The 23,422-nt window shown below is 70.7% G+C and carries 21 protein-coding genes; 19 read left to right on the top strand and 2 right to left on the bottom strand.

Going from position 1 to position 23,422, the window contains the following annotated elements:
- Positions 1-4: 4 nt before the first annotated feature.
- The 13 genes from P2F65_RS03045 to P2F65_RS02985 all read left to right on the top strand — a co-directional run bounded on the left by P2F65_RS03045 (position 5) and on the right by P2F65_RS02985 (position 16,778).
- Positions 5-1,219, top strand: a complete 1,215-nt coding sequence (locus P2F65_RS03045; protein ID WP_275804025.1) for an extracellular solute-binding protein — start codon at positions 5-7, stop codon at positions 1,217-1,219.
- Positions 1,219-2,352: an ABC transporter ATP-binding protein gene (locus tag P2F65_RS03040; protein ID WP_275804024.1), complete on the top strand. Its 1,134-nt coding sequence runs from the start codon at positions 1,219-1,221 to the stop codon at positions 2,350-2,352. The genes P2F65_RS03045 and P2F65_RS03040 overlap by 1 nt, the downstream gene beginning before the upstream one ends.
- Positions 2,345-3,259 (top strand): ABC transporter permease, encoded by a 915-nt coding sequence (locus P2F65_RS03035; protein ID WP_275804022.1) that lies wholly within the window; start codon positions 2,345-2,347, stop codon positions 3,257-3,259. The genes P2F65_RS03040 and P2F65_RS03035 overlap by 8 nt, the downstream gene beginning before the upstream one ends.
- A 2-nt stretch (positions 3,260-3,261) precedes the next feature.
- Entirely contained in the window at positions 3,262-4,053 is a 792-nt protein-coding gene (locus P2F65_RS03030) for an ABC transporter permease (protein ID WP_275804020.1), read from the top strand.
- Between the two features lie 5 nt (positions 4,054-4,058).
- A complete protein-coding gene (locus P2F65_RS03025; RefSeq protein ID WP_275804018.1) occupies positions 4,059-5,330 on the top strand; it encodes a saccharopine dehydrogenase C-terminal domain-containing protein in 1,272 nt (423 codons plus the stop codon).
- Between the two features lie 9 nt (positions 5,331-5,339).
- Positions 5,340-6,527, top strand: a complete 1,188-nt coding sequence (gene speB / locus P2F65_RS03020; RefSeq protein ID WP_275804017.1) for an agmatinase — start codon at positions 5,340-5,342, stop codon at positions 6,525-6,527.
- A 5-nt stretch (positions 6,528-6,532) separates the two neighbouring features.
- Positions 6,533-7,987 (top strand): NAD-dependent succinate-semialdehyde dehydrogenase, encoded by a 1,455-nt coding sequence (locus tag P2F65_RS03015; protein WP_345803689.1) that lies wholly within the window; start codon positions 6,533-6,535, stop codon positions 7,985-7,987.
- Between the two features lie 63 nt (positions 7,988-8,050).
- The gene (locus tag P2F65_RS03010) at positions 8,051-8,542 is read left to right on the top strand and encodes an ion channel (protein WP_275804013.1); all 492 of its coding nucleotides are present in this window, start codon (positions 8,051-8,053) and stop codon (positions 8,540-8,542) included.
- Positions 8,543-8,652: 110 nt separating this feature from the next.
- Entirely contained in the window at positions 8,653-9,729 is a 1,077-nt protein-coding gene (locus P2F65_RS03005; RefSeq protein WP_275804011.1) for a DnaB-like helicase C-terminal domain-containing protein, read from the top strand.
- 49 nt (positions 9,730-9,778) lie between these two features.
- The gene (dxr, locus tag P2F65_RS03000; protein ID WP_275804010.1) at positions 9,779-11,047 is read left to right on the top strand and encodes a 1-deoxy-D-xylulose-5-phosphate reductoisomerase; all 1,269 of its coding nucleotides are present in this window, start codon (positions 9,779-9,781) and stop codon (positions 11,045-11,047) included.
- On the top strand, positions 11,047-12,390 hold the full coding sequence (locus P2F65_RS02995; RefSeq protein ID WP_275807236.1) for a site-2 protease family protein: 1,344 nt from the start codon (positions 11,047-11,049) through the stop codon (positions 12,388-12,390). Before dxr ends, P2F65_RS02995 begins: the two co-directional genes overlap by 1 nt.
- A 48-nt stretch (positions 12,391-12,438) precedes the next feature.
- Positions 12,439-13,599, top strand: a complete 1,161-nt coding sequence (ispG, locus tag P2F65_RS02990) for a flavodoxin-dependent (E)-4-hydroxy-3-methylbut-2-enyl-diphosphate synthase (RefSeq protein WP_275804008.1) — start codon at positions 12,439-12,441, stop codon at positions 13,597-13,599.
- 185 nt (positions 13,600-13,784) lie between these two features.
- Complete coding sequence (locus tag P2F65_RS02985; protein WP_275804006.1) at positions 13,785-16,778, top strand: lamin tail domain-containing protein; 2,994 nt, start codon at positions 13,785-13,787, stop codon at positions 16,776-16,778.
- Positions 16,779-16,828: 50 nt separating this feature from the next.
- Here the strand turns inward: P2F65_RS02985 and P2F65_RS02980 are convergent, their stop codons facing one another.
- A complete protein-coding gene (locus P2F65_RS02980) occupies positions 16,829-17,161 on the bottom strand; it encodes an HNH endonuclease signature motif containing protein (RefSeq protein ID WP_275804004.1) in 333 nt (110 codons plus the stop codon).
- 560 nt (positions 17,162-17,721) lie between these two features.
- Between P2F65_RS02980 and P2F65_RS02975 the strand changes: the two genes are divergently transcribed.
- On the top strand, positions 17,722-17,874 hold the full coding sequence (locus P2F65_RS02975; RefSeq protein ID WP_275804002.1) for a hypothetical protein: 153 nt from the start codon (positions 17,722-17,724) through the stop codon (positions 17,872-17,874).
- Positions 17,875-18,326: 452 nt separating this feature from the next.
- On the opposite strand, the gene P2F65_RS02970 is transcribed toward P2F65_RS02975, so the two are convergent.
- Positions 18,327-18,452, bottom strand: a complete 126-nt coding sequence (locus P2F65_RS02970) for a hypothetical protein (protein ID WP_275804000.1) — start codon at positions 18,450-18,452, stop codon at positions 18,327-18,329.
- Between the two features lie 66 nt (positions 18,453-18,518).
- Here P2F65_RS02970 and P2F65_RS02965 point away from each other — a divergent pair, with 66 nt between their 5' ends.
- The 5 genes from P2F65_RS02965 to P2F65_RS02945 all read left to right on the top strand — a co-directional run bounded on the left by P2F65_RS02965 (position 18,519) and on the right by P2F65_RS02945 (position 23,422).
- Positions 18,519-19,364: a GNAT family N-acetyltransferase gene (locus tag P2F65_RS02965; RefSeq protein ID WP_275803998.1), complete on the top strand. Its 846-nt coding sequence runs from the start codon at positions 18,519-18,521 to the stop codon at positions 19,362-19,364.
- 46 nt (positions 19,365-19,410) lie between these two features.
- Positions 19,411-19,839: a MauE/DoxX family redox-associated membrane protein gene (locus tag P2F65_RS02960; protein ID WP_275803996.1), complete on the top strand. Its 429-nt coding sequence runs from the start codon at positions 19,411-19,413 to the stop codon at positions 19,837-19,839.
- 253 nt (positions 19,840-20,092) lie between these two features.
- Positions 20,093-21,865, top strand: coding sequence for a proline--tRNA ligase (locus tag P2F65_RS02955; RefSeq protein ID WP_275803994.1), 1,773 nt, complete (start codon positions 20,093-20,095; stop codon positions 21,863-21,865).
- Complete coding sequence (locus P2F65_RS02950) at positions 21,862-22,635, top strand: HAD family hydrolase (protein WP_275803992.1); 774 nt, start codon at positions 21,862-21,864, stop codon at positions 22,633-22,635. The genes P2F65_RS02955 and P2F65_RS02950 overlap by 4 nt, the downstream gene beginning before the upstream one ends.
- 4 nt (positions 22,636-22,639) lie before the next feature.
- Entirely contained in the window at positions 22,640-23,422 is a 783-nt protein-coding gene (locus P2F65_RS02945) for a TSUP family transporter (RefSeq protein ID WP_275803990.1), read from the top strand.

The following is a 23,422-nucleotide window of genomic DNA, read 5'->3' as shown; positions in this document are numbered from 1 at the left end:
ACGCATGAACGACCAGATCCCCCCCACCCTCAGCGCCGCCCTGGCGCGAGGGCTCCTGTCCCGCCGGACGCTGATGCTGGGCGCCGCAGGCCTCGGCGTCACGGCACTGGCCGCGTGTGGTTCCGAGGGTCGCAGCCCGGCGGCGAGCGGCACGAGCGCCACCGCCAAGGCGGCAGAGGACCTGTCCGACACCGAGAAGATCGTCAACTGGTCCAACTGGACGCAGTACATCGACGTGTCCGAGGACGAGAAGAGCCGTCCGACGCTGGATGCCTTCACCAAGCAGACCGGCATCAAGGTGAACTACACCGAGGACTACAACGACAACGACGAGTTCTACGCCAAGGTCCGCCCGCTGCTCGCTGCGGGGAACGACACCGGCCGTGACGTCTGGTGCAGCACCGACTGGATGGTGGCGCGCCTGATCCGCCAGGGCTACGTGCAGAAGCTCGACATGGCGAACATCCCCAACGCCAAGAACCTCGAGGAGTCGCTGAGGAACGTCGAGTTCGACCCGGGCCGCGCCTACTCGCTGCCCTGGCAGAGCGGGTTCGCCGGCATCGCCTACAACCTCGACGCCACGGGGGGCAAGAAGATCGAGACGATGGAGCAGCTCCTCACCGACCCGTCCCTGAAGGGCAAGGTCACCCTCCTGTCGGAGATGCGCGACACCGTGGGCCTCGTGCTGATGGAGCAGGGCAAGAACCCGGCCGACTTCACCGACGCCGACTACGAGGCCGCCATCGCCATGATCCAGAAGGCCAAGGACGCCGGCCAGATCAAGGGGTTCACCGGCAACGACTACACCGACGGGCTCACCAAGGGTGACATCGCCGCGTGCGTCGCCTGGACCGGTGACGTCGTGCAGCTGCAGTTCGAGAACCCGAAGGTCGGTTACACCCTGCCGGAGAAGGGCTTCACGCTCTGGTCGGACAACTTCGTCATCCCCGCGATGGCCAAGCACAAGAAGAACGCCGAGACCCTCATCAACTACTACTACGACCCCGCCGTCATGGCGCAGGTCGAGGCCTGGGTGAACTACATCCCGCCGGTGAAGGGCACCAAGGAGGCCCTGACCAAGGACGACCCGGAGACTGCCGAGAACCCGCTGATCTTCCCCAGCGAGGAGGTGCTGTCGCGGGCCCGCGTCTTCCGCGGCCTCTCCCCGGAGGAGGAGACCAAGTACAACGCCATGTTCTCCGAGCTGACCACGGGCTGATGGCGGCGCAGGTCCCAGAGCACGGCGCAGGCTCGCTGCGCCTCGTCGGGCTGACGAAGTCCTTCGAGCAGTTCACCGCCGTCCACCCGCTCGACCTGACGATCGAGCAGGGCTCGTTCTTCGCCCTGCTCGGCCCCTCCGGCTGCGGCAAGACCACCACCCTGCGGATGATCGCGGGCCTGGAGGACCCCACTGCGGGGCAGATCCTCATCGGGGACAAGGACATCACCAGGACCAAGGCGTACCAGCGCAACGTCAACACGGTGTTCCAGTCCTACGCCCTCTTCCCACACATGACCGTGCTCGACAACGTGTCCTTCGGCCTCAAGCGGCGCGGCGACAAGGACGCCCGGAAGAAGGCGCAGGAGGCCCTCGAGCTGGTCCAGCTCGGCCAGGTCGCCACGAAGAAGCCGTCCCAGCTCTCCGGCGGCATGCAGCAGCGGGTCGCGCTGGCGCGCGCCGTGGTCAACCGGCCCGACGTGCTGCTGCTCGACGAGCCGCTCGGGGCCCTCGACCTCAAGCTCCGGCGGCAGATGCAGATCGAGCTCAAGCGGATCCAGTCCGAGGTCGGCCTGACGTTCATCCACGTCACCCACGACCAGGAAGAGGCCATGACCATGGCCGACACCATCGCGGTGATGAACGCCGGCAGGCTCGAGCAGCTCGGCGACCCGGCGACGCTCTACGAGCAGCCGCGGTCGACCTTCGTGGCCAACTTCCTCGGGCAGTCCAACCTGCTCAAGGCGACCGTCACCGGCGAGCCCGGCTCGGAGGGCACGGTCATCGTGCGCACCCACGACGCCGACCTCGAGGTCTCCCGCGAGCACCTGCCCGACGGCATCCGCGACATCTTCCTCGGCGTGCGCCCGGAGAAGCTGCGGCTCGGCACCACCGGTGGCCCGAACCAGCTCAAGGGCACGGTCACCGACGTCTCCTTCTCCGGCGTCGCCACGCAGTACCTCGTGCGCATGCCGTGGGGCCGCGAGCTCGTCGTCGTGCAACAGAACGACGGCTCCGCGCGGGCCACCGTGGGGGAGAACGTGACGATCTCCTGGGCGGCAGAGCACGGGTTCGCGCTCGACGCCAGGGAGGACGCCGAGGCAGGGGCCGAGCTGGAAGACGACCGTGGCTGAGGCGCCGGCGCTGTCGACCGGGATCAGCGACCACCCCTCCCGGGCACGCCGGAACTGGGTTCCCTATGCGCTCCTCGCGCCGGGCCTGCTGTGGCTGGTGGTCTTCTTCGTCGCGCCGATGATCACCCTGGGCTCGCAGTCGCTGCAGGAGGGCAGCGTCGACGAGGGCTACACCTTCACCGGCAACGTGGCGATCTACGCCGACGCCCTCTCGCGCTACTGGCCGCACCTGCTGCGGTCCGTGGGGTATGCCGCGACCGCGACCCTGGTCGCGCTCCTGCTGGGCTACCCCCTGGCCTACTTCATGGCGCAGAAGGCGGGGCGGTGGAAGAACGTCCTGCTGGTGCTGGTCATCGCACCGTTCTTCACCAGCTTCCTCATCCGCACCCTGGCGTGGCGCACGATCCTCTCCGACACCGGCCCCGTGACGGAGCTCGCACAGGCGACCGGTTTCACCACGTTGCTGCAGGCCGTCGGCCTGACCAACAACGAGACGCTGCTCGCCAGCAAGTTCGCCGTGATCGCGGGCCTGACCTACAACTTCCTCCCGTTCATGATCCTGCCGCTCTACGCCAGCCTCGAGCGCCTCGACCCCCGTCTGGTCGAGGCGGCCGGTGACCTGTACGCGACGCCGTGGCGGGCCTTCCGGCACGTCACCTGGCCGCTCTCGCTGCCGGGCGTCGTGGCCGGCACGCTGCTCACCTTCATCCCCGCCGCCGGTGACTTCATCAACTCCCGGCTCCTCGGCAACACCCAGACCGTGATGGTCGGGCAGGTCATCGACAGCCAGTTCCTGCGCGTCCTCGACTACCCGATGGCCGCGGCCCTCTCCTTCATCCTGCTCATCCTGATCGTCACCCTCGTCGCCCTCTACGTGCGCCGGGCCGGCACCGAGGAGCTGGTGTAGCCATGGCGTGGATCCGCCGCCACCTGCTGGCCTTCGCCGCGTTGGCCGTGCTCGCGTACATGCTGGTGCCCAACATCATCGTCGCGGTCTTCTCCTTCAACGACCCCGTCGGTCGCTACAACTACACGTGGACCAAGTTCTCCACCGAGGCGTGGGCCAACCCCTGTGGGGCGCAGGGCATCTGCGAGTCCGTGGGGCTCAGCCTCCGGATCGGGTTCGTCGCCGCGCTGGTCGCCACCGCCCTCGGCACGATGATCGCCTTCGCCCTGGGCCGGCACCGCTTCCGCGGGCGCTCGTCGACCAACCTGCTCATCTTCATGCCCATGGCGACCCCCGAGGTCGTCATGGGGTCGAGCCTGCTGACGCTGTTCCTCATGATGGGCCTGCCCGCGGGTGGGCTCGCGATCACCATCGCGCACATCATGTTCTGCATCTCGTTCGTCGTCGTCGCCGTCAAGGCCAGGGTGGCCACCCTCGACCCCCGCCTGGAGGAGGCGGCCGCCGACCTCGGCGCCAACGCGTTCCACACGTTCGTGCGCATCACGCTGCCCCTGGCAGCACCGGGCATCGCGGCCGGTGCGCTCCTGGCGTTCTCGCTGAGCTTCGACGACTACATCATCACCAACTTCAACGCGAGCCCCAGCTCGATCACCTTCCCGATGTACGTGTGGGGCGCCGCCCAGCGCGGAGCGCCGGTGCAGGTCAACGTCATCGGCACGATCATGTTCCTGCTGGCGCTGCTCGCCGTGATCACCGGCCAGGTCCTCGCCAGCCGCCGAGAGAAAGCAGCCTGACTCCCGTGCGCATCCTTCTGGTCGGCTCCGGCGGCGTCGGTGACGCCGCAGCCCGGATCGCCGTCGAGCGAGACTTCTTCGACCTTCTGGTCGTCGCCGACTACGACGAGGCGAGAGCCAAGGCCACCGTCGAGGCGGCGACGGCCCGCCGGCCCGGTGAGGGCCGGCTCGTGGCCGCACGCGTCGACGCCTCCAGCGCCGAGGAGGTCGAGGCGCTGGCGCGCGAGCACGGCATCACGCACGTCCTCAACGCCGTCGACCCGCGCTTCGTCATGCCGATCTTCCGTGGTGCGCTGGCCGCGGGCGCCGACTACCTCGACATGGCCATGAGCCTGTCGCAGCGGCACCCCGAGCAGCCCTACGCGCAGACCGGGGTCAAGCTCGGGGATGAGCAGTTCGCGATGGTGGGGGACTGGGAGTCGGCCGGACGCCTGGCCCTGGTGGGCATCGGCGTCGAGCCCGGCCTGTCCGACGTGTTCGCCCGGTATGCCGCCGACCACCTGTTCTCGGAGATCGACGAGCTGGGCACCCGCGACGGCGCCAACCTCGCGGTGCACGACGAGGATGGCAACGAGGTCTTCGCGCCGAGCTTCTCGATCTGGACCACCATCGAGGAGTGCCTGAACCCGCCGGTCGTCTGGGAGAAGGAGCGCGGCTGGTACACCACGGCGCCCTTCTCGGAGCCGGAGGTGTTCGACTTCCCCGAGGGCATCGGGCCGGTCGAGTGCGTCAACGTCGAGCACGAGGAGGTGCTCCTCATGCCGCGCTGGGTCGACGCCAGGCGGGTGACGTTCAAGTACGGCCTCGGTGACGAGTTCATCGGCGTCCTGAAGACCCTCAACACCCTGGGCCTCGACCGCACCGAGAAGGTCCGGGTCGGGGGAGTGGAGGTCTCGCCGCGCGACGTCGTGGCCGCGTGCCTGCCGGACCCCGCGACCATCGGGCCACGGATGACCGGCAAGACCTGTGCGGGCCTGTGGGTGACGGGCAGGGGCAAGGACAGCAGGCCGCGCGCGACGTACCTCTACCACGTCGCCGACAACGAGCAGACGATGCGCGACTACGGCGCCCAGTGCGTGGTGTGGCAGACCGCGGTCAACCCCGTCGTGGCCCTCGAGCTCCTCGCGACCGGCGCGTGGTCGGGCGCCGGTGTGCTGGGCCCCGAGGCGTTCGACGCCGTGCCCTTCCTCGACCTGCTGAAGGCGCCGAAGCCGGAGGGCTACGGCTCCCCGTGGGGCATGGAGGACCGCCCGACGGCCGCCACGTCGGCGGACTAGGGTCGAGCCATGACCCGCTACGGCGCCCAGTTCGGGCCCGACATCACGTTCCTCGGTGTTCCCGCCTGCGACCTCGACGAGCCGGAGACGTATGCCGGCGCCGACGTCGTGGTGCTCGGCGCACCGTTCGACGGCGGCACCTCCCACCGCCCCGGTACCCGGTTCGGCCCGCAGGCCATCCGGATGACCGACTACCTGCCGCACGACGGCTCGCGCCCGTCGCTGGCGCTGCGCACCGACGGCCTCGTCGACCTCAAGGTCGTCGACGCCGGCGACGTCGAGATGTACTCCGGGGACATCGAGGTGGCGCTCCCGGCGCTCGAGGCCGCGGTGGAGAAGGTCGCCCGGGCCGGAGCCATCCCCGTCGTCCTCGGCGGCGACCACTCGATCGCCTTCCCCGACGCCAAGGGCGTGGCCAACGTCCTCGGGCACGGGCGGGTCTCGATGATCCACTTCGACGCGCACGCCGACACCGGCGACATCGAGTTCGGCTCGCTGTGGGGGCACGGGCAGCCCATGCGACGGCTCATCGAGTCGGGGGCCCTGCGCGGCGACCGCTTCCTCCAGGTCGGGCTGCGCGGCTACTGGCCACCGCCGGAGACCCTCGACTGGATGGCCGGCCAGCGGATGCGCTCGTTCGAGATGACGGAGATCGTGCACCGCGGCCTGCAGGACTGCCTCACCGAGGCGTTCACCATCGCGACCGACGAGTGCGACGGCGTCTTCCTCTCGGTCGACATCGACGTGTGCGACCCGGGACACGCCCCGGGCACCGGCACACCGGAGCCCGGCGGCCTGTCCGCCCGCGAGCTGCTCGACTCGGTGCGGCGGATCTGCCTCGAGCTGCCGGTCGTCGGCATCGACGTCGTCGAGGTCAGCCCGCCCTACGACCACGCCGACATCACGGCGGCCCTCGCGAACCGCGTTGTGCTGGAAGCGCTCTCGGCCATCGCCCGCAAGCGCAGGGACGAGCGCGACGGCACCCGCTGGGACCCCGCACAGCCGCTCCTCGCCGGGCGGGTGCCCGAGCCCACGCAGCCGTTCGGCGGCACGCCGCACGCGCACGGCCAGCACCACAGCACCGGCCTGTCGCACGACCACAACGAGACCTGGCCGCCCAAGGGCGGCCACCCGGCATACCCCCATGGCACGCCGACCGCCCACGAGACCCCAGACGAGACCGAGGAGAGCACCTGATGGCCATGTCGCAGAAGGACCTGATCGACTCCGTTCCGACGCAGCTCCTCATCGGGGGCTCGTGGCGGGACAGCGCCGACGGCGCCACCATCAAGGTCGAGGACCCCTCCACCGGCGAGGTCCTGACCGAGGTCGCAGACGCCACCGTCGAGGACGGCCTGGCTGCGCTCGACGCGGCGGCCGCCGCCCAGAAGGACTGGGCCGCGACGCCGCCGCGCGACCGGGGGGAGATCCTGCGGGCGGCCTTCGAGACGATCACCGCGCGTGCCGACGACTTCGCGATGCTCATGACCCTCGAGATGGGCAAGACGCTCGCCGAGTCCAAGGGCGAGGTCACCTACGGGGCCGAGTTCTTCCGCTGGTTCTCCGAGGAGGCCGTGCGCATCCACGGCCGCTGGTCCACCTCGCCCAACGGCGCCACCCGGCTGATGACCATGAAGGCGCCGGTGGGCCCGACGCTGATGATCACGCCGTGGAACTTCCCGCTCGCCATGGGCACCCGCAAGATCGGTCCGGCGATCGCCGCCGGCTGCACCATGGTCGTCAAGCCAGCCGGCCAGACCCCGCTCAGCATGCTGGCCCTGGCCGAGGTGCTGCGGGAGTGCGGCCTGCCCGACGGGGTGCTCAACGTCGTCACCACGACGCGCACCGGCGAGGTCATGGAGCCGATCATCCGAGACCCGCGGCTGCGCAAGCTCACCTTCACCGGCTCCACGCCCGTCGGTCGCAAGCTCGTCGAGCAGTCGGCGGAGCAGCTGCTGCGCGTCTCGATGGAGCTCGGCGGCAACGCGCCGTTCATCGTCTTCGAGGACGCCGACCTCGACCGTGCGGTCGATGGCGCCATGCTCGCGAAGATGCGCAACATCGGAGAGGCCTGCACGGCGGCGAACCGGTTCTACGTCCACGACAGCCTCATGGACGAGTTCGGCCGCCGCTTCGCCGAGCGGATGGGCGCCCTCACGGTCGGCCGCGGCACCGAGGAAGGTGTCGACGTCGGCCCGCTCATCGACGCCAAGGCTCGCGACGGGGTCGCCGAGCTGGTGCGCGACGCCCGCGACAAGGGCGCCAACGTGGTGCTCGGTGGCAGCCCCTCCGAGGGCAAGGGCTACTTCTTCGAGCCGACCGTCGTCACCGGTGTGCCGAAGGACGCCCGCGTGATGACGGAGGAGATCTTCGGCCCGGTCGCCCCCATCGCGGCGTTCACCTCCGAGGAGGAGGTGCTGGAGATGGCCAACGGCACCGAGTACGGGCTGGTCGCCTACGTCTTCACCCGGGACCTGTCTCGGATGATCCGGGTGAGCGAGGCGCTGGAGTTCGGCATGATCGGGTTCAACCAGGGGATCGTCTCCAACCCCGCGGCCCCCTTCGGAGGTGTCAAGGCCTCCGGGTTCGGCCGCGAGGGAGGGTTCGAGGGCATCGAGGAGTACCTCGAGACCAAGTACGTCGGCATCGCCCCCTGACCGGGGGCGAGCAGGGGAGAGGCGGGACCGGGTATGCCGCTCCGGGGCAGGCAGGAACCGTTGGTGGGTCTGCTGTGGCACACCACCGTCGTCCTGGTGCTCCTGACCATCGGCTACTACCTGCTGCCGCTCCGGTCACCCTGGGGCGACGCGACCGCGGCGGGCAGGCTCGCGGGCTCCGTCGTCGCCTGGGGTGTGCTGCTGTTCTTCCTGCGGACGGCGGCCCGGCGCAGCCACGACCGGCAGCCGCCCGAGTACCACCGGGTCCAGCAGTTGCTCACATCCCTTTACCTGCTCGTCCTCGGCTTCGCGCTGCTCTACGCCATCACCTCGGCCGCCGCCCCCGAGCAGTTCTCCGGCCTGGAGAACCGCTCCGACGCGCTGTACTTCTCCGTGACGACCACGGCGACCGTCGGCTTCGGCGACATCCACGCGGCAGAGACGGTGGCCCGGTTGATGGTCACGGTGCAGATGCTCTTCAACCTCATCTACATCGGCACGGCCCTGCGCATCCTCAGCTCGGGCATCTCCTTCCCGCGATCCGAACGGGGCTGACCGGCACGGGAGGGTTTCGTCCCTCTTCGCCCGGTTTGCGGATGGGCCGTTCGGGCACATTTCGCGCAACGGCCTTTCGGGCCCTGCCGATGCGCGGGTCGAATTGCGCCATGACAGCCACGGTCTCCGCCGCAGACCAGGCCGGCCTCCTCGAGGAGGACGGGGCGTCCACCACTGCGCCCGCCGACCCGCGCCTGAAGTCCCTCACCAGCGTCCTCGCGGACACCACCCACAAGATCCAGCAGGGACGTTCGGCGGGAGCACGGGTGTGGCCCACGGGGTTCGACGCGCTCGACACCGCCCTCGCCGGCGGGTTGCGTTCGGGTGAGCTGATCCTCATGGGCGGGCCCCAGGGCCTCGGCAAGACCACCATGGCGCTGCAGATGCTCCGCCGTGCAGTCGTCACCGGCACGCGCCCGGCGATCTTCTTCTCCTACGAGCACGACGCCCACGCGGTGCTCGAGCGCCTCATCGCGATCGAGGCTGCCGACCTCGGCGGCACGGAAGCGCTGACCCTCAACACGATCCGCCAGGTCTTCGAGTCCCGCCACACCCGGGCGACCTCCCTCGAGGAGCAGTTCGGGAGCACCAAGGGTGGGGCCCACGCGGTGCGAGCCCTCGAGCGCTACGCCGACCGCCTGCACATCCACAGCTCAAGCGGCATGCACACCGGCATCGACGAGATCCGGGCGGCCGTGGAGGCGGTCGCCGAGGAGCATGGCCAGCCGCCGTTCGTCCTCGTCGACTACCTGCAGAAGGTGCCGGTGCGAGGCTCGGGACTGAACGACGAGGACCGCATCACCCACGTCGTGGAGCAGCTCAAGGACATCGCGCTGACGATGGAGGCCCCCGTGCTCGCCGTCGTCGCCGCCGACAAGGCCAGCCTGGTCGCCGGCAAAAGGATGCGCGTGCACGACCTGCGGGGCTCCTCCGCGCTCGCCTACGAGGCCGACGTCGTCTTCATCCTGAACGACAAGTACGACATCGTCGCCCGGCACCACCTGATGTACCACCTCGACAACGCCGAGCGGTTCCGCCAGTGGGTGGTGCTGACCATCGAGAAGAACCGGGGCGGCATCGACAAGGTCGAGCTCGAGTTCATGAAGCGGTTCGAGCAGGGCCGGTTCGAGCGCGAGGGCCGCATCGTGCAGGAGCAGCTCATCGAGGAGCGGATCTTCGTCGACTGACCCTGCTCCGGACCGGGCCCACGCCCGCCCGTCCGGTCGCACGGGTCCCATGGGGGAGAATGGGGCAGTGACCTCCTCCCGCTCCGTCGCCGTGCTCGGGTCGACCGGCTCGATCGGCACCCAGGCCCTCGACGTCATCGCCCGCAACCCCGACCGGTTCACCGTCGCCGCGCTCAGCGCCGGCGGCAACGTCGACCTCGTCGCGCAGCAGGCCGTGGCGACCCGGGCCCCGTTCGTGGCCGTGGCGGGCGCCACCCGCGAGCAGGTCACCGACGCGATCGGTGCGTATGCCGCCCGGGCCGGCCGCACGGCATACCGGCCCGAGGTGGTGGTGGGCGAGGAGGCGAGCGTGCTCGCCGCCGGCTGCGGCGCGAACGTGGTGCTCAACGGGATCACCGGCTCCATCGGGCTGCGGCCCACGCTCGCGGCACTCGAGGCCGGCTCCGTGCTCGCGCTGGCCAACAAGGAGTCGCTCATCGTCGGCGGCCCCCTCGTCAAGGCGCTGGCCCGACCCGACCAGATCGTGCCCGTCGACTCCGAGCACTCGGCCATCGCCCAGAGCCTGCGCGGCGGACGGTCGGACGAGGTGCGGCGGCTGGTCGTCACCGCCAGCGGCGGGCCGTTCCGCGGGCGGACCCGCGAGCAGCTGCGCCACGTGACCCCCGCCGAGGCGCTGGCCCACCCCAACTACGCCATGGGCCGCGTCGTCACCACGAACTCCGCCACGCTGGTCAACAAGGGCCTCGAGGTGATCGAGGCCCACCTGCTCTTCGACATCCCGTTCGAGCGGATCGACGTCGTCGTGCACCCCCAGCAGTGGATCCACTCGATGGTGGAGTTCCACGACGGCTCGACCATCGCGCAGATGGGGCCGCCGCGGATGCTCGTGCCGATCGCCCTCGGGCTCTCGTGGCCCGAGCGGCTGGCCGACGTCGACGTGCCGTGCGACTGGACGCAGGCGCAGTCGTGGGACTTCTTCCCGCTCGACGACGACGCGTTTCCCGCGGTCCGGCTGGCCCGGCAGGTCGGCACGGCCGGCGGGACCTACCCAGCGGTCTACAACGCGGCCAACGAGGTGGGCGTCGACGCGTTCCACGAGGGCCGCATCGGGTTCCTCGACATCGTCGACACCGTGTCGCGGGTCGTCGACGAGCACAGTGTCGACGGGCACGGTGACGCGGCGGGGAGTGAATCGGACGCCCTGAGCGTTGAGGAGGTGTTGCGGGCCGACGCCTGGGCCCGCGCACGCGCACGGAAGGTGTTGGGTTTGCCGCAGATCGACGCTGAAGCCACCGAGATCGCAGGGGCCGCCACGTGATGTACCTCCTCGGCGTCCTCTTCGTCGCCGTCGGCATCGGTGCCTCGATCGCCCTCCACGAGATCGGCCACCTCGTGCCGGCCAAGAGGTTCGGGGTCAAGGTCACCCAGTACATGGTCGGGTTCGGGCCCACCGTGTGGTCGCGGCACCGCGGCGAGACGGAGTACGGCGTCAAGGCGATCCCGCTCGGCGGTTACATCCGCATGATCGGCATGTTCCCGCCCCGGCCGGGCGACGACCCCGACACGCTGCGGGTGTCGAGCACCGGGCGGTTCTCCCAGCTCATGGACGAGGCCCGGCAGGCCAGCCTCGAGGAGGTCCAGCCGGGCGACGAGCGGCGCGTCTTCTACCGCCTCTCGGTGCCCAGGAAGCTCACCGTCATGCTCGGTGGTCCGGTGATGAACCTGCTCATCGCCACCGTCCTGTTCGGCGCCATCTTCACCCTCTACGGGCTGCCCGAGGTCACCCCGAAGCTGTCCAGCGTCAGCGAGTGCGTCGACGTCAAGAAGGCGGGGCAGAACACCTCGCAGGAGTGCACCCCTGACATGCCGGTCGCGCCGGCCAACGCCGCCGGGCTCAAGCCGGGCGACGAGCTCATCTCGGTGGCCGGCCGGCAGGTCTCGACCTGGGACGACGTGCGCGCCGCCATCCGGGGCAACCTCGACAAGCCGATGACCATCGTGTTCGAACGCGACGGCCAGCAGCAGAGCGTCACCGCCAAGCCGCTGGTGCTCGACCTGCCGGTCTACGACGAGCAGGGCCGTCCCGAGACCGATGCCTCCGGCGAGGTCATCACCGAGCGGGCCGGGTTCCTCGGCACCAGCGGCACCCCGGAGATCGTCCAGCAGCCCGTTGCGGCGGTGCCGGGGCTGATCTGGGAGCAGGTCGCCCGCACGGCCGGGGTCGTGCTGCGGATCCCCGAGAAGATGGTCGGTGTGGCCGAGGCCGCGTTCGGCTCCGGCGAGCGCGACCCCGAGGGCCCGATCTCCGTGGTGGGCGTCGGCCGGGTCGCCGGCGAGGTCGCCAGCACCGACACCTCGCAGATCGACGGCGGCGCGATGGCCAAGTTCGTCACGCTCGTCGGCCTGATCGCCTCGCTGAACCTCGCGCTGTTCGTCTTCAACCTCATCCCGCTGCTGCCCCTCGACGGGGGCCACGTGGCGGGCGCCCTGTGGGAGGGACTGAAGCGCCGCACCGCGCGGCTGCTCGGACGGCCGGACCCCGGCTACGTCGACGTGGCCAAGGCGCTGCCCGTGGCGTATGCCGTGTCGTCGGTGCTCATCGTCATGTCCGTGCTGCTGATCTACGCCGACATCGTCAAACCGGTCCGCCTCGGCGGCTGACCGCCCTCACGACACGGCCCTCCACGACACCTGGGAGATACTTCCTCCATGACCGTCTCGCTTGGCATGCCCTCCGCCCCCGCCCCCGTGCTGGCCCCGCGCCGCAAGACCCGCAAGATCCGGGTGGGCAAGGTCGAGGTCGGGGGCGACGCCCCCATCTCGGTGCAGTCCATGTGCACCACGCCGACCACGGACATCAACGCGACCCTCCAGCAGATCGCCGAGCTCACGGCATCCGGCTGCGACATCGTGCGGGTTGCCTGCCCCAGCCAGGACGACGCCGACGCGCTGCCGGCGATCGCCCGCAAGTCGCAGATCCCGGTGATCGCCGACATCCACTTCCAGCCGAAGTACGTCTTCGCCGCGATCGACGCCGGCTGCGCAGCGGTGAGGGTGAACCCCGGCAACATCCGCAAGTTCGACGACCAGGTCAAGGAGATCGCCCGGGCGGCCAAGGACGCCGGCGTCTCGATCCGCATCGGTGTCAACGCGGGCTCGCTCGACCGCCGGCTGCTCGAGAAGTACGGCAAGCCCACGGCCGAGGCGCTCGTGGAGTCGGCGGTGTGGGAGGCCAGCCTCTTCGAGGAGCACGACTTCCACGACTTCAAGATCTCGGTGAAGCACAACGACCCGGTCGTCATGGTCCGCGCCTACGAGATGCTCTCCGAGCGGGGCGACTGGCCGCTGCACCTCGGCGTGACCGAGGCCGGCCCGGCGTTCCAGGGCACCATCAAGTCGGCCACCGCCTTCGGCGCGCTGCTGTCGAAGGGCATCGGTGACACCATCCGCGTCTCGCTGTCCGCGCCTCCCGTCGAGGAGGTCAAGGTGGGCAACCAGATCCTCCAGTCGCTCAACCTCAAGCCGCGCAAGCTCGAGATCGTCTCCTGCCCCTCGTGCGGCCGGGCCCAGGTCGACGTCTACAAGCTCGCCGACGAGGTGACCGCCGGCCTCGAGGGCATGACCGTGCCGCTGCGCGTGGCGGTCATGGGCTGTGTCGTCAACGGCCCCGGTGAGGCCCGCGAGGCCGACCTCGGCGTGGCCTCGGGCAACGGCAAGGGCCAGATCTTCGTCAAGGGCGAGGTCATCAAGACCGTGCCCGAGTCCCAGATCGTCGAGACGCTCATCGAGGAGGCCATGCGCATCGCCGAGGAGATGGGGGAGCCCATCGACGAGGAGAGCGCGGGCGCACCGAGCGTCACCGTCGGCTGACCCACGGCCACCCACGCCCCCCAGCCTCGGGAAGGGGGCTGGACCGCTCGTGTGTGTGTTCGCGCCGGAGTAGTGCGAACCGGGCGGTGCCTCGACCGATCTGCGTAGGCGCCCTACGGAGAACTGCGCTGTGGCCCGGGAGGGTGCGTAGGAAGACTGCATGGCACGACCACGAGGGGTGTGCCATGGGCGTTCGGACCACACAGCGACTGGCTGCGCTCTGCGCGGCCGCCACGGTCGTCGGCGGGCTCGCCGTGGCCCAGCCGACGGGCGCCAGCGCGGCACCCTCCGACATCGTGATCTCCGAGCTGATGTACCACGCGGTCGACCCCGACCCCTTGGAGTTCATCGAGCTCGCCAACCGCGGGAGCGACCCGGTCGACATCTCGGGGTGGTCTTTCGGGGCGGGCATCACGCTCGCGGCGCCGTTCCCCGCCGGGACGGTGGTCCCGGGCCGCTCGCGGGTCGTGGGTGCGCCCGACGCGGCGGTCTTCGAACAGCGCTACGGCTTCGCACCGGACTTCACCTTCGCCGGCACCAGCCTCTCCAACGGTGGGGAGCAGGTGACCCTCGTCGACGACTCCTCGGCGGTGGTCGACGAGGTCACCTACGACGACGCGGCACCCTGGCCGGTCTCGCCCGACGGGGCAGGCCCCTCCCTCGAGCTGCTCGGCCTCTCAGCCGACAATGCCCACGCGGCGAGCTGGGCACCGAGCCAGGCCGCCTACGGCACGCCGCGGGCGGTGAACTCGGTCGAGCTGAACCCGCCGGCCGGCATCAGCCAGGTCACCGCCTCGCCACAGCGCCCGGCGCCGAACGAGGCCGTCACCGTCAGCGCCCGCGCCACCCTCGGTGCGGCCGTCACCCTGACCACGAAGGCCATGTTCGGGCCGGACACGACCCGACCGATGCTCGACGACGCGGCGAGCCCCGGAGGGGCGGGCGACGGCGTGTATGCCGCGACGGTCCCCGGCGTCCCGGCCGGCCAGCTGCTGCGCTACCGCGTCGACGTCGTGGCCGGCTCCTCGACCGCGGCCCACCCGCCGGCCGGGGACTCGCGGCGCTACGAGGGCGTCGTCGCCACTGACCCCGAGCAGGACACGGCCCGGTACCGGGTGCTCGAGTGGTTCATGGCCGACGCCGACTACAACGACCTGCTCACCAACCACCGGTGCGACGGGGTCGACGCGCCCGCCGTCATCGCCTGGCAGGGCAAGGTGTTCGACGGTGCGCTGATGCATATCCGCGGCCAGAGCAGCTGCACCGACGCCAAGGTCAAGTGGGACGTCACCCTGCCCAAGGGGCACCTCATCGACCTCGGCGAGCCGTACGCCTACCCGATGGACGAGTTCGCCCTCAACAGCAAGAACGCCCCCATCCCCGGGCTGGGGTGGAAGATGGTCGAGGAAGCGGGCAACGCCCCGCTGAGATACTCGATGGTGCGCACCCACCGCAACGGCGACTTCTACAGCGTCGTCGAGCTGCTCGAGAAGTACGACAACGTGTGGCGCGGCCAGCGCGGCTACGACGACTGGGCCATCTACAAGGTCGATGCCGGTGGGCTGCGCACCTATGCCACCCCGGCAGAGCTCGAGGCGTCCCTGGACCTCGACAAGAAGAACGGCGAGGGCGACTACACCGATGCCTGGGAGCTGACGCAGTGGCTGGCCAAGCCCGACTCGGCGGCCAAGCGGGCGTGGCTCCACGAGCACGTCGACATCAGCCAGATGGTCAACTTCATGGCGCTGGTCGTCGCGATGCGGCAGTGGGACGTCGGCGGGAAGAACTTCTACATCGTGCGGGACGTGGAGGGCGACGGTCGCTGGCGCCTGCTGCACTGGGACCTCGACGGCATCTTCTCGGCGGGCCGCGACGGCAAGGGCGACCTCGTCACGCCGACCACCAGTTTCAACAAGCTGCACGCCTCGCTCCTGGCGATCCCCGAGGTCAAGGCCATGCACTTCCGCAGGGTCCGCACCCTGCACGACCGCTTCCTCGTCGGAAACGGCCTGCTCGGCACCTTCGACTCCTGGACCACCTGCTGCGCGAGCGACATCTCGCTGGACCGGCAGCGGTGGGGCACGCCCTCGTTGACGAACAGCCGGCAGAAGGTCGTCGACGGGGTGCAGGAGCGCCGCGACCAGATCGCGGCCCACACCGGGCCGGGGGAGATCCCGATCTCGCAGACCAGCGCACCGGCGGTGGTCATCAACGAGATCCAGTACGCGCCCGCGAACCCCGCAGCCGAGTACGTCGAGCTCCACAACCCCTCGACCACCGAGTCCGTGGACCTGTCCGACTGGGTCCTCGAGGGTGTCGGCACCTACGCCATCCCGCCCGGCACCGTGCTCCTTCCCGGTGCGTATGCCGTGTTCGTCAAGGACGACCCGACGTTCCGGTCGGTGCACGGCCCTGCCCTGTGGGTGGGCGGTGAGTACCCCGGCTCGCTCGGCGACACCGGTGGCACGGTGCGCCTCCGGCAGGGGAGCAGGCTGGTCGACGAGGTCGCCTACTCGGCCGCGGCGCCGTGGCCGTCGGTGGGCGTTGGCTCCTCCCTGGAGCTCAAGGACCCGGCGCTCGACAACGCCGACTCCTCCAGCTGGGCCGCCAGCACCACGGGGGGCACGCCTGTGGCCCGCAACAGCGTCTTCGGCGGCGGCGGCGGCGGCGGCGGTGGCGGCGGGGGGACGGTCCTGCCCTTCGGGTCCACGTGGCGCTACCTGGCCACCGGCGGCGACCTGGGCACCGCGTGGCGAGCCGCGACCTACGACGACTCCGCCTGGCCGACCGGTGTGGGCGACCTCGGCTTCCGCAACCGCAACGCCACCACCATCCCCGCGACCAACGGGCGCAACACCTACTACTTCCGCACCTCGTTCTCCGTGCCGGCCGGCGACCCCGTCACGGCCGTGACCCTCGACCTGCTCCGGGACGACGGCGCGGTGGTCTACCTGAACGGCGTCGAGGTCGCCCGGTCGAACATGCCCTCCGGTGCGGTCACCTTCACGACCAAGGCGGCCACGGCGGTGGGCGGAGACGACGAGACGACGCCGGTGACGATCAGCCTGCCTTCCGGTGCCGTCGTGACGGGCACCAACTCGCTGGCCATCGAGGTGCACCAGCGCGGCAACAGCCCCGGCGACCTCACCCTGGATGCCCAGGTCTCGCTCACGCGCTGACCGCATCCACGCGTGACACCCCGCCGGGGTTGGCGGGGTGTGGGGCGGGGTCACGCTGGCTCCTGCGCGGCACGACGGGCCAGGAGCTCGTCGTAGGAGCCGCGGACCAGGTCCCACTCGACCCGTTCGCCGTGCGCGTCGCGCACGACCCGGCCGGCGTAGCGGCGGCTGTGCACGACCGTGTGGTGCCGCTCGCACAGCAGGGCAGCGTTGCCCAGGTTCGAGGGGCCGGCATCTGCCCAGTGGACCAGGTGGTGGGCGTCGGTCCACTGCGGCGGGGCATCGCAGCCGGGGTAGGTGCACCCGCCGTCGCGGAGCCAGAGCCGCTTGGTCTGGGCGACTGCGTTCGTACCGCTTCTCCAGCCCCCAGTCCACGACCTCACCCCGGCCGCCCAGGACGATCGGGATGACCGAGCCGTCGCAGCACAACCGGCGCACCGTCTCCGGGGCGAGGTGGGTGCCGGCGTCGAGACTACCCAGGGTGGTCGCCGCGCCGAGCCCGGCCTTGAGCGACTCGAAGTCCATGGTCAGCAGCAGGGTGGTCTTGTTCGTCCTGCCCACCTCGTCCCCGGCCGCCACCGCCCGCCGCACCAACGTCACCAGGGCGTCGCCCCGTCTGCGGTCGCTGGAGCGCAGGTCGCGTTCCCCGTCGACCGGCTTCGGCGCCGACAACGGCCCCAGCGCGGCCTCCAGGACTGCCTTGCCCTCGACGTCGAGGGTCAGCCGGTACTCGAACGTCTCCGCGCCGGTGTCCTGCGGCTGTGAGAGGGAGATGAAGGACTTGCCCAGGTTCTGCTGGTCCTGCAGCACCCCCTGGCGTCCGTACCTGGCCAGCAGGGCGTCACGCAGCATCCGGCACCCGGACGGCCCGTGCTGCTCGGCCAGGCTGACCAGGCCCTCGAGCACAGGGGGCTCGACGCCCTCGGCCAGCAACGGCCGCAGCTTGTCCGCCTCCGAGACCACCGCCGCCGCCGACCTCACCGGCAACCGGCCCGCGTCCACCGCCTCCTTCACCGGGGCGTTGACCCGCTTCTGGAACGCCAGCGCGACGCTGACGATGGTCCCGGCGCCGCCGGCCCTGGTCGACGGCGCGTGATGGCGCACCCACTGGGTCACCGACATCGCCGCCGCCCCACCGGCAGTCTCACCGCGGCCCATGGCCTCACCGACCACCGCCACCATCGCGGTGCCGCAGGCCACACCGAGTGCGTCGACCTCACCGAGCAGCCCGGCCAGGCAGTCGGGCCCACCACCTGACGGTGCCTGCCACAGCTCGGCGTCGAACCCGACCAGTGCCTCCCGCGCAGCAGCCAGCACCGCCCGGCGCTCCGCCAGGCTCAGACGCAGCTGCTTCCCCTCCATGACGACCACAGTAGGGGCGACCACCGACAACCCAGATGGACCACACCTGCGCGGAAAACAGTGGCGCACAAGGGGATTCGACTGCATACCGATGCTTGAAAGGCAACCCGAGCGTCACCGTCTGTGGACGACGTGGCGGCGGCGCGGTCCTTGTGTGGACAGCGTCCGCGATCGGCGCCGACAGCGTCAGCGGAGAAACAGGTTCAGCAGCACCGTGAGCAGGATCGAGGCCACGATCGAGAAGAGGATCATGGCCAGGCAGCCGGGCAGGCCGCCGAGCGGTCGGACCTCGAGGTTCCTGCCGATGCGCATGGTGCCGACCGTAGTCAAGGGCTCAATGACGCGCCCGCCGAGCACGCCAGCACATAGGCTGGCCCCGTGCTGCGCACCAAGTCGCCTGTGCAGGCGCTGACCACAGCCGACCGCGACGACGCGCTCGAGCTCTGCAGCCGTGACCTCGCCGCCAACGTCTTCGTGGCGGCGCGCATCCTCGAAGGGGTGCTCAGCAGCCAGCCCGGCACGCTCCTCGGCTACCGGGAGGACGGTCGGCTCCAGTCGCTGTGCTGGGCCAGCGCCAACCTCGTGCCCGTCGCCGCCGACGCCGACAGCATCCCCGCCTTCGCCGAGCGTGTGCGCCGCTGGCGCCGCCACTGCGCCTCCCTGCTCGGCCCCACCGAGCAGGTGAACGAGCTGTGGCGGCTGCTGTCGCCGTCCTGGGGCCCGGCCCGCGCCGTGCGACCGCACCAGCCCCTGATGAGCACCATGGAGCGACCCTCCGAGCTCGGCGTGCCGCTCGACCCCAGGGTGCGGCCGGCCAGCCCCGACGAGGTCGACCTCGTCCTGCCCGCCGCGGCCCACATGTTCACCGCCGAGATCGGCTACGCGCCCTACACCGGCAGCGGGCACGCCTACCGCACGTCGCTCCTCGCGCTCATCGAGCGGCAGCACACCTACGTGATCGTCGAGGACGGCGAGGTCGTCTTCAAGGCCGACATCGGCTCCGTGGCGCTGGGCTGCGCTCAGATCCAGGGCGTGTGGCTGGCCCCTCGCCTGCGCGGCCAGGGGATCGCGGTGCCGGCCATGGCAGCCGTGGTGGAGCAGGTCATGGACGCGCGTGCGCCGTGGGTCACGCTCTACGTCAACGACTTCAACACCAGCGCCCGGGCCACCTACGCCCATGTGGGTTTCGAGGACGTCGGCTCCTTCACCACCGTCCTGCTCTGACACCGAGGCACCGGATCGGCCCCCGGGGGTCTGACAGGATGGCCGCATGAGCGCTGACCTCCCCGACCTGGTCCGGACCACGGAGCCCCCGGCCCTCACGAGGGACATCGCCGGCCTGGCGGGGCTGTTCCTCGTCTCGGGAGTCACGCATCTGGTCAAGCCCGACGTCTTCGAGCCGCTCGTGCCCCGAGCCCTGCCGACCCGGCGCGGGCTTGTCTACGCCTCCGGCGTCGCGGAGCTCGTCTGCGCCGCCGGTCTGCTCCACCCCCGCACGCGCCGCGCCGCGGGCTGGGCGAGCGCCGCACTGCTGCTCGCGGTGTTTCCCGGCAACGTCCAGATGAGCGTCAGCCACGGGAGGCGAGCGGCGAGCCGCGACGACACGACCGCCAAGGCGACCTTCGCGGCGACCCTCGCCCGGCTGCCGCTGCAGGTCCCCCTGATCCGCGCAGCCCTGCGCGCTGCCGGCAGGTTCTGAGTGCCCGGACTCGCGTGGGCGCCTCTCACGGAGGCCGACCTGCCCGGGCTGCGCCGCCTGACCCAGGCGTGTCTCCGCGAGGACGGAGCGCGTCAACGTCGACAACCCCAGCGCCAGCGCGCTCTACGAGAGGCTGGGCTTCACCGTCCACGGCAGCCGGGCCGCTACGCCGAGCCGGAGCACGCCGCGGTGCCGGGAGTGCGAGCCCGACCGATATCCTCGGGTGGTTCCGACACCCCCTGAGGAGACTCCAGTGGTTCTGCGCATGTCCGCCCTGTTCCTGCGAACCCTTCGCGAGGACCCGGCCGATGCCGAGCTGCCGAGCCACAAGCTGCTGGTCCGGGCGGGCTACATCCGCCGCGTCAGCCCCGGCATCTACACCTGGCTGCCCCTCGGCCTGAAGGTCCTGCGCAACGTCGAGCAGATCGTCCGCGAGGAGATGGACGCCATCGGCGCCCAGGAGCTGCTCTTCCCCGCCCTGCTGCCGAAGGAGCCCTTCGAGGCGACCGGCCGCTGGGAGGAGTACGGCGACAACATCTTCCGCCTCAAGGACCGCAAGGACGCCGACTACCTGCTCGGACCGACCCACGAGGAGATGTTCACCCTCACGGTCAAGGACCTGTTCTCGTCCTACAAGGACCTGCCGCTGTCGCTGTACCAGATCCAGACGAAGTACCGCGACGAGGCGCGCCCCCGCGCCGGCCTTCTGCGCGGCCGCGAGTTCGTGATGAAGGACTCCTACTCCTTCGACGTCGACGAGGCCGGCTTGGAGAAGGCCTACCAGCTGCACCGCGAGGCCTACGTCCGCATCTTCAACCGCCTCGGCTTCCACTACGTCATCGTCGAGGCGATGGCGGGCGCCATGGGCGGCAGCAAGTCCGAGGAGTTCCTCGCCACCGCCGAGCACGGCGAGGACACCTACGTGCGCTGCACCAGCTGTGGGTATGCCGCGAACGTCGAGGCCGTGCGGGTGCCGGTGCCCGACGCGCTGCCGTACGACGACGCGCCTGCGGCGCACGTCGAGGACACCCCGGACACCCCGACGATCGAGACGCTGGTCGACCACCTCAACGAGCGCTTCCCGCGCGCGGACCGATCCTGGACCGCGGCCGACACCCTCAAGAACGTGCTCGTCACGCTCGCCTACCCCGACGGCCACCGCGAGCCGCTGGCCATCGGCGTGCCCGGTGACCGCGAGATCGACGAGAAGCGACTCGAGGCCCAGGTGGCCCCCGCCGAGGTCGAGGCCTTCGATGAGAAGGCGTTCGCCGAGAACTCGGCGCTGGTCAAGGGCTACATCGGGCCCGGTGCGCTCGGCGAGACCGGCACCGCCAAGGTGCGCTACCTCCTCGACCCGCGCGTCGTCGAGGGCACCCGCTGGGTCACCGGCGCCAACGAGCCCGGCAAGCACGTCCTCGACCTGGTGGTCGGCCGCGACTTCACCGCTGACGGCACCATCGAGGCCGCCGAGGTGCGCGCGGGCGACGAGTGCCCCAGCTGCGGGCACGTGCTCGAGACCGCCCGCGGCATCGAGATGGGCCACATCTTCCAGCTGGGCCGGAAGTACGCCGAGGCGCTCGACCTGAAGGTGCTCGACCAGAACGGCAGGCTCGTCGTCGTGACGATGGGCTCCTACGGGGTCGGGGTCTCGCGCGCGGTGGCCGCCGTCGCCGAGGGCAACCACGACGAGCTCGGCCTGGTCTGGCCCCGCGAGATCAGCCCCGCCGACGTCCACCTCGTGGCCACCGGCAAGGACGACGAGGTCTTCGTCAGGGCCGCCGAGATCGCCCGGGCCCTCGAGGGCGAGGGGCTCGAGGTCATCTACGACGACCGCAAGGGCGTCAGCCCGGGCGTGAAGTTCAAGGACTCCGAGCTCATCGGCGTGCCGACCATCGTCGTCGTCGGCCGCGGCCTCGCCGAGGGCAAGGTCGAGATCAAGGACCGCCGCACCGGCGAGCGCACCGAGGTGGCCGTCGACGACGTCGTGGCGACGGTGGCCGGAGCCGTCCGCGGAGCGGGGGAGTGAGCGAGCGCACCCCGGCCATCGAGGCGGTCATCTTCGACTGGGGCGGCACGCTGACGCCCTGGCACGAGGTCGACCTGCCGCAGCAGTGGCGCGTCTTCGCCCGCGAGGTGCACGGCCTGGCCATCGAGGACACCGCGATGCCCGCCGAGGACCTCGCGGAGGCGGACAGCCTCGCCCTGCGCATCCACGAGGCGGAGGAGCGTGCCTGGAAGCGCGGCAGGTCCACGCACGAGAGCGCCTCGATCGCCGCCATCCTCGAGGAGGCCGGCGTCGACCCGGGGCACGACCGGCACCACCTGGCGCTCGCGGCATACCGGCGCTTCTGGGAGCCGCACACCCACACCGACCCGCAGGTGCGACCGTTGTGGGAGGGGCTGCGCGACCGCGGCATCCGCGTGGGCGTGCTCTCCAACACCATCTGGACCCGTGCCTTCCACCGCGAGGTGTTCCAGCGCGACGGCGTGTTGCACCTGCTCGACGGCGACGTGTACTCCTCCGAGATCCACGTGGTGAAGCCCCACCCGGACGCGTTCCGGGCCGCGTGCGCCTCCGTCGGGGTGGCTCCCGAGCGGTCGGTCTACGTCGGCGACCGGCTGTTCGAGGACGTCCACGGGCCGCAGCAGGTCGGCATGCGCGCCATCTGGATCCCGCACTCCGACATCCCGCTCGACCAGCAGGTGTCGGTCGACGCCACCCCCGACGCCAAGGCCCACGAGCTGCTCGACATCCTCGACATCGTCGACGGGTGGCTGGCGGAGCTGTCGCGGTAGCCCCGTGCCGGATCCCGACCTGACCACCTTGGCGCTGATGGCCGTGGCCGCCTTCAGCGCCGGCTGGATCGATGCGGTCGTCGGTGGCGGGGGGCTGATCCAGCTGCCCGCCCTGCTGCTCGGCTTCCCCGGTGCCACCCCGGCCCAGCTGCTCGCGACAAACAAGTTCGGGTCGATCTTCGGCACCGCGACCAGCTCGCTGACCTACGTGCGCCGGGTGCGGCCCGACCTGCGGACCGCCCTGCCCATGGCGGCCGTGGCCTTCCTCGGAGCGGTGGGCGGTGCTCTCATCGGGCTGCACATACCCAAGAGCGCGTTCAACCCGATCATCCTCGTCATGCTCGTCGTGGTCGGTGCCTACACCGTCGCCCGGCCGAAGATGGGCCACGAGACCGCGCTGCGGTTCGACGGCCACAAGCACACGGTCATCGCGATGCTGACCGGCTTCTGCATCGGCGTCTACGACGGCGCCCTCGGGCCCGGCACCGGCTCCTTCATGGTCTTCGCCCTGGTGGGCCTCATGGGCTACGCGTTCCTCGAGGCCAGCGCCAAGGCCAAGATCGCCAACTTCGCCACCAACCTCGGCGCGCTGGTCGTCTTCATCCCGGGCGGGCACGTCATGTGGAAGGTTGGTGCGGTGATGGCGGTGATGAACCTGGCCGGGGGCTACACCGGCGCCCGGACCGCGGTGGCCAAGGGCAGCGCGTTCGTGCGCATCGTCTTCATCATCGTGCTGGTCGCGTTCATCATCCGCATCGGCGGGTCGGTCCTCGGGGTCTGGTCCTGA

Origin of the sequence: Knoellia sp. p5-6-4 (assembly GCF_029222705.1) — a bacterium.
In the GTDB taxonomy this organism is placed as follows: domain Bacteria; phylum Actinomycetota; class Actinomycetes; order Actinomycetales; family Dermatophilaceae; genus Pedococcus_A.
The sequence above is the reverse complement of the archived record's forward strand: the minus strand, read 5'-3'. Positions and strand labels throughout refer to the sequence as shown.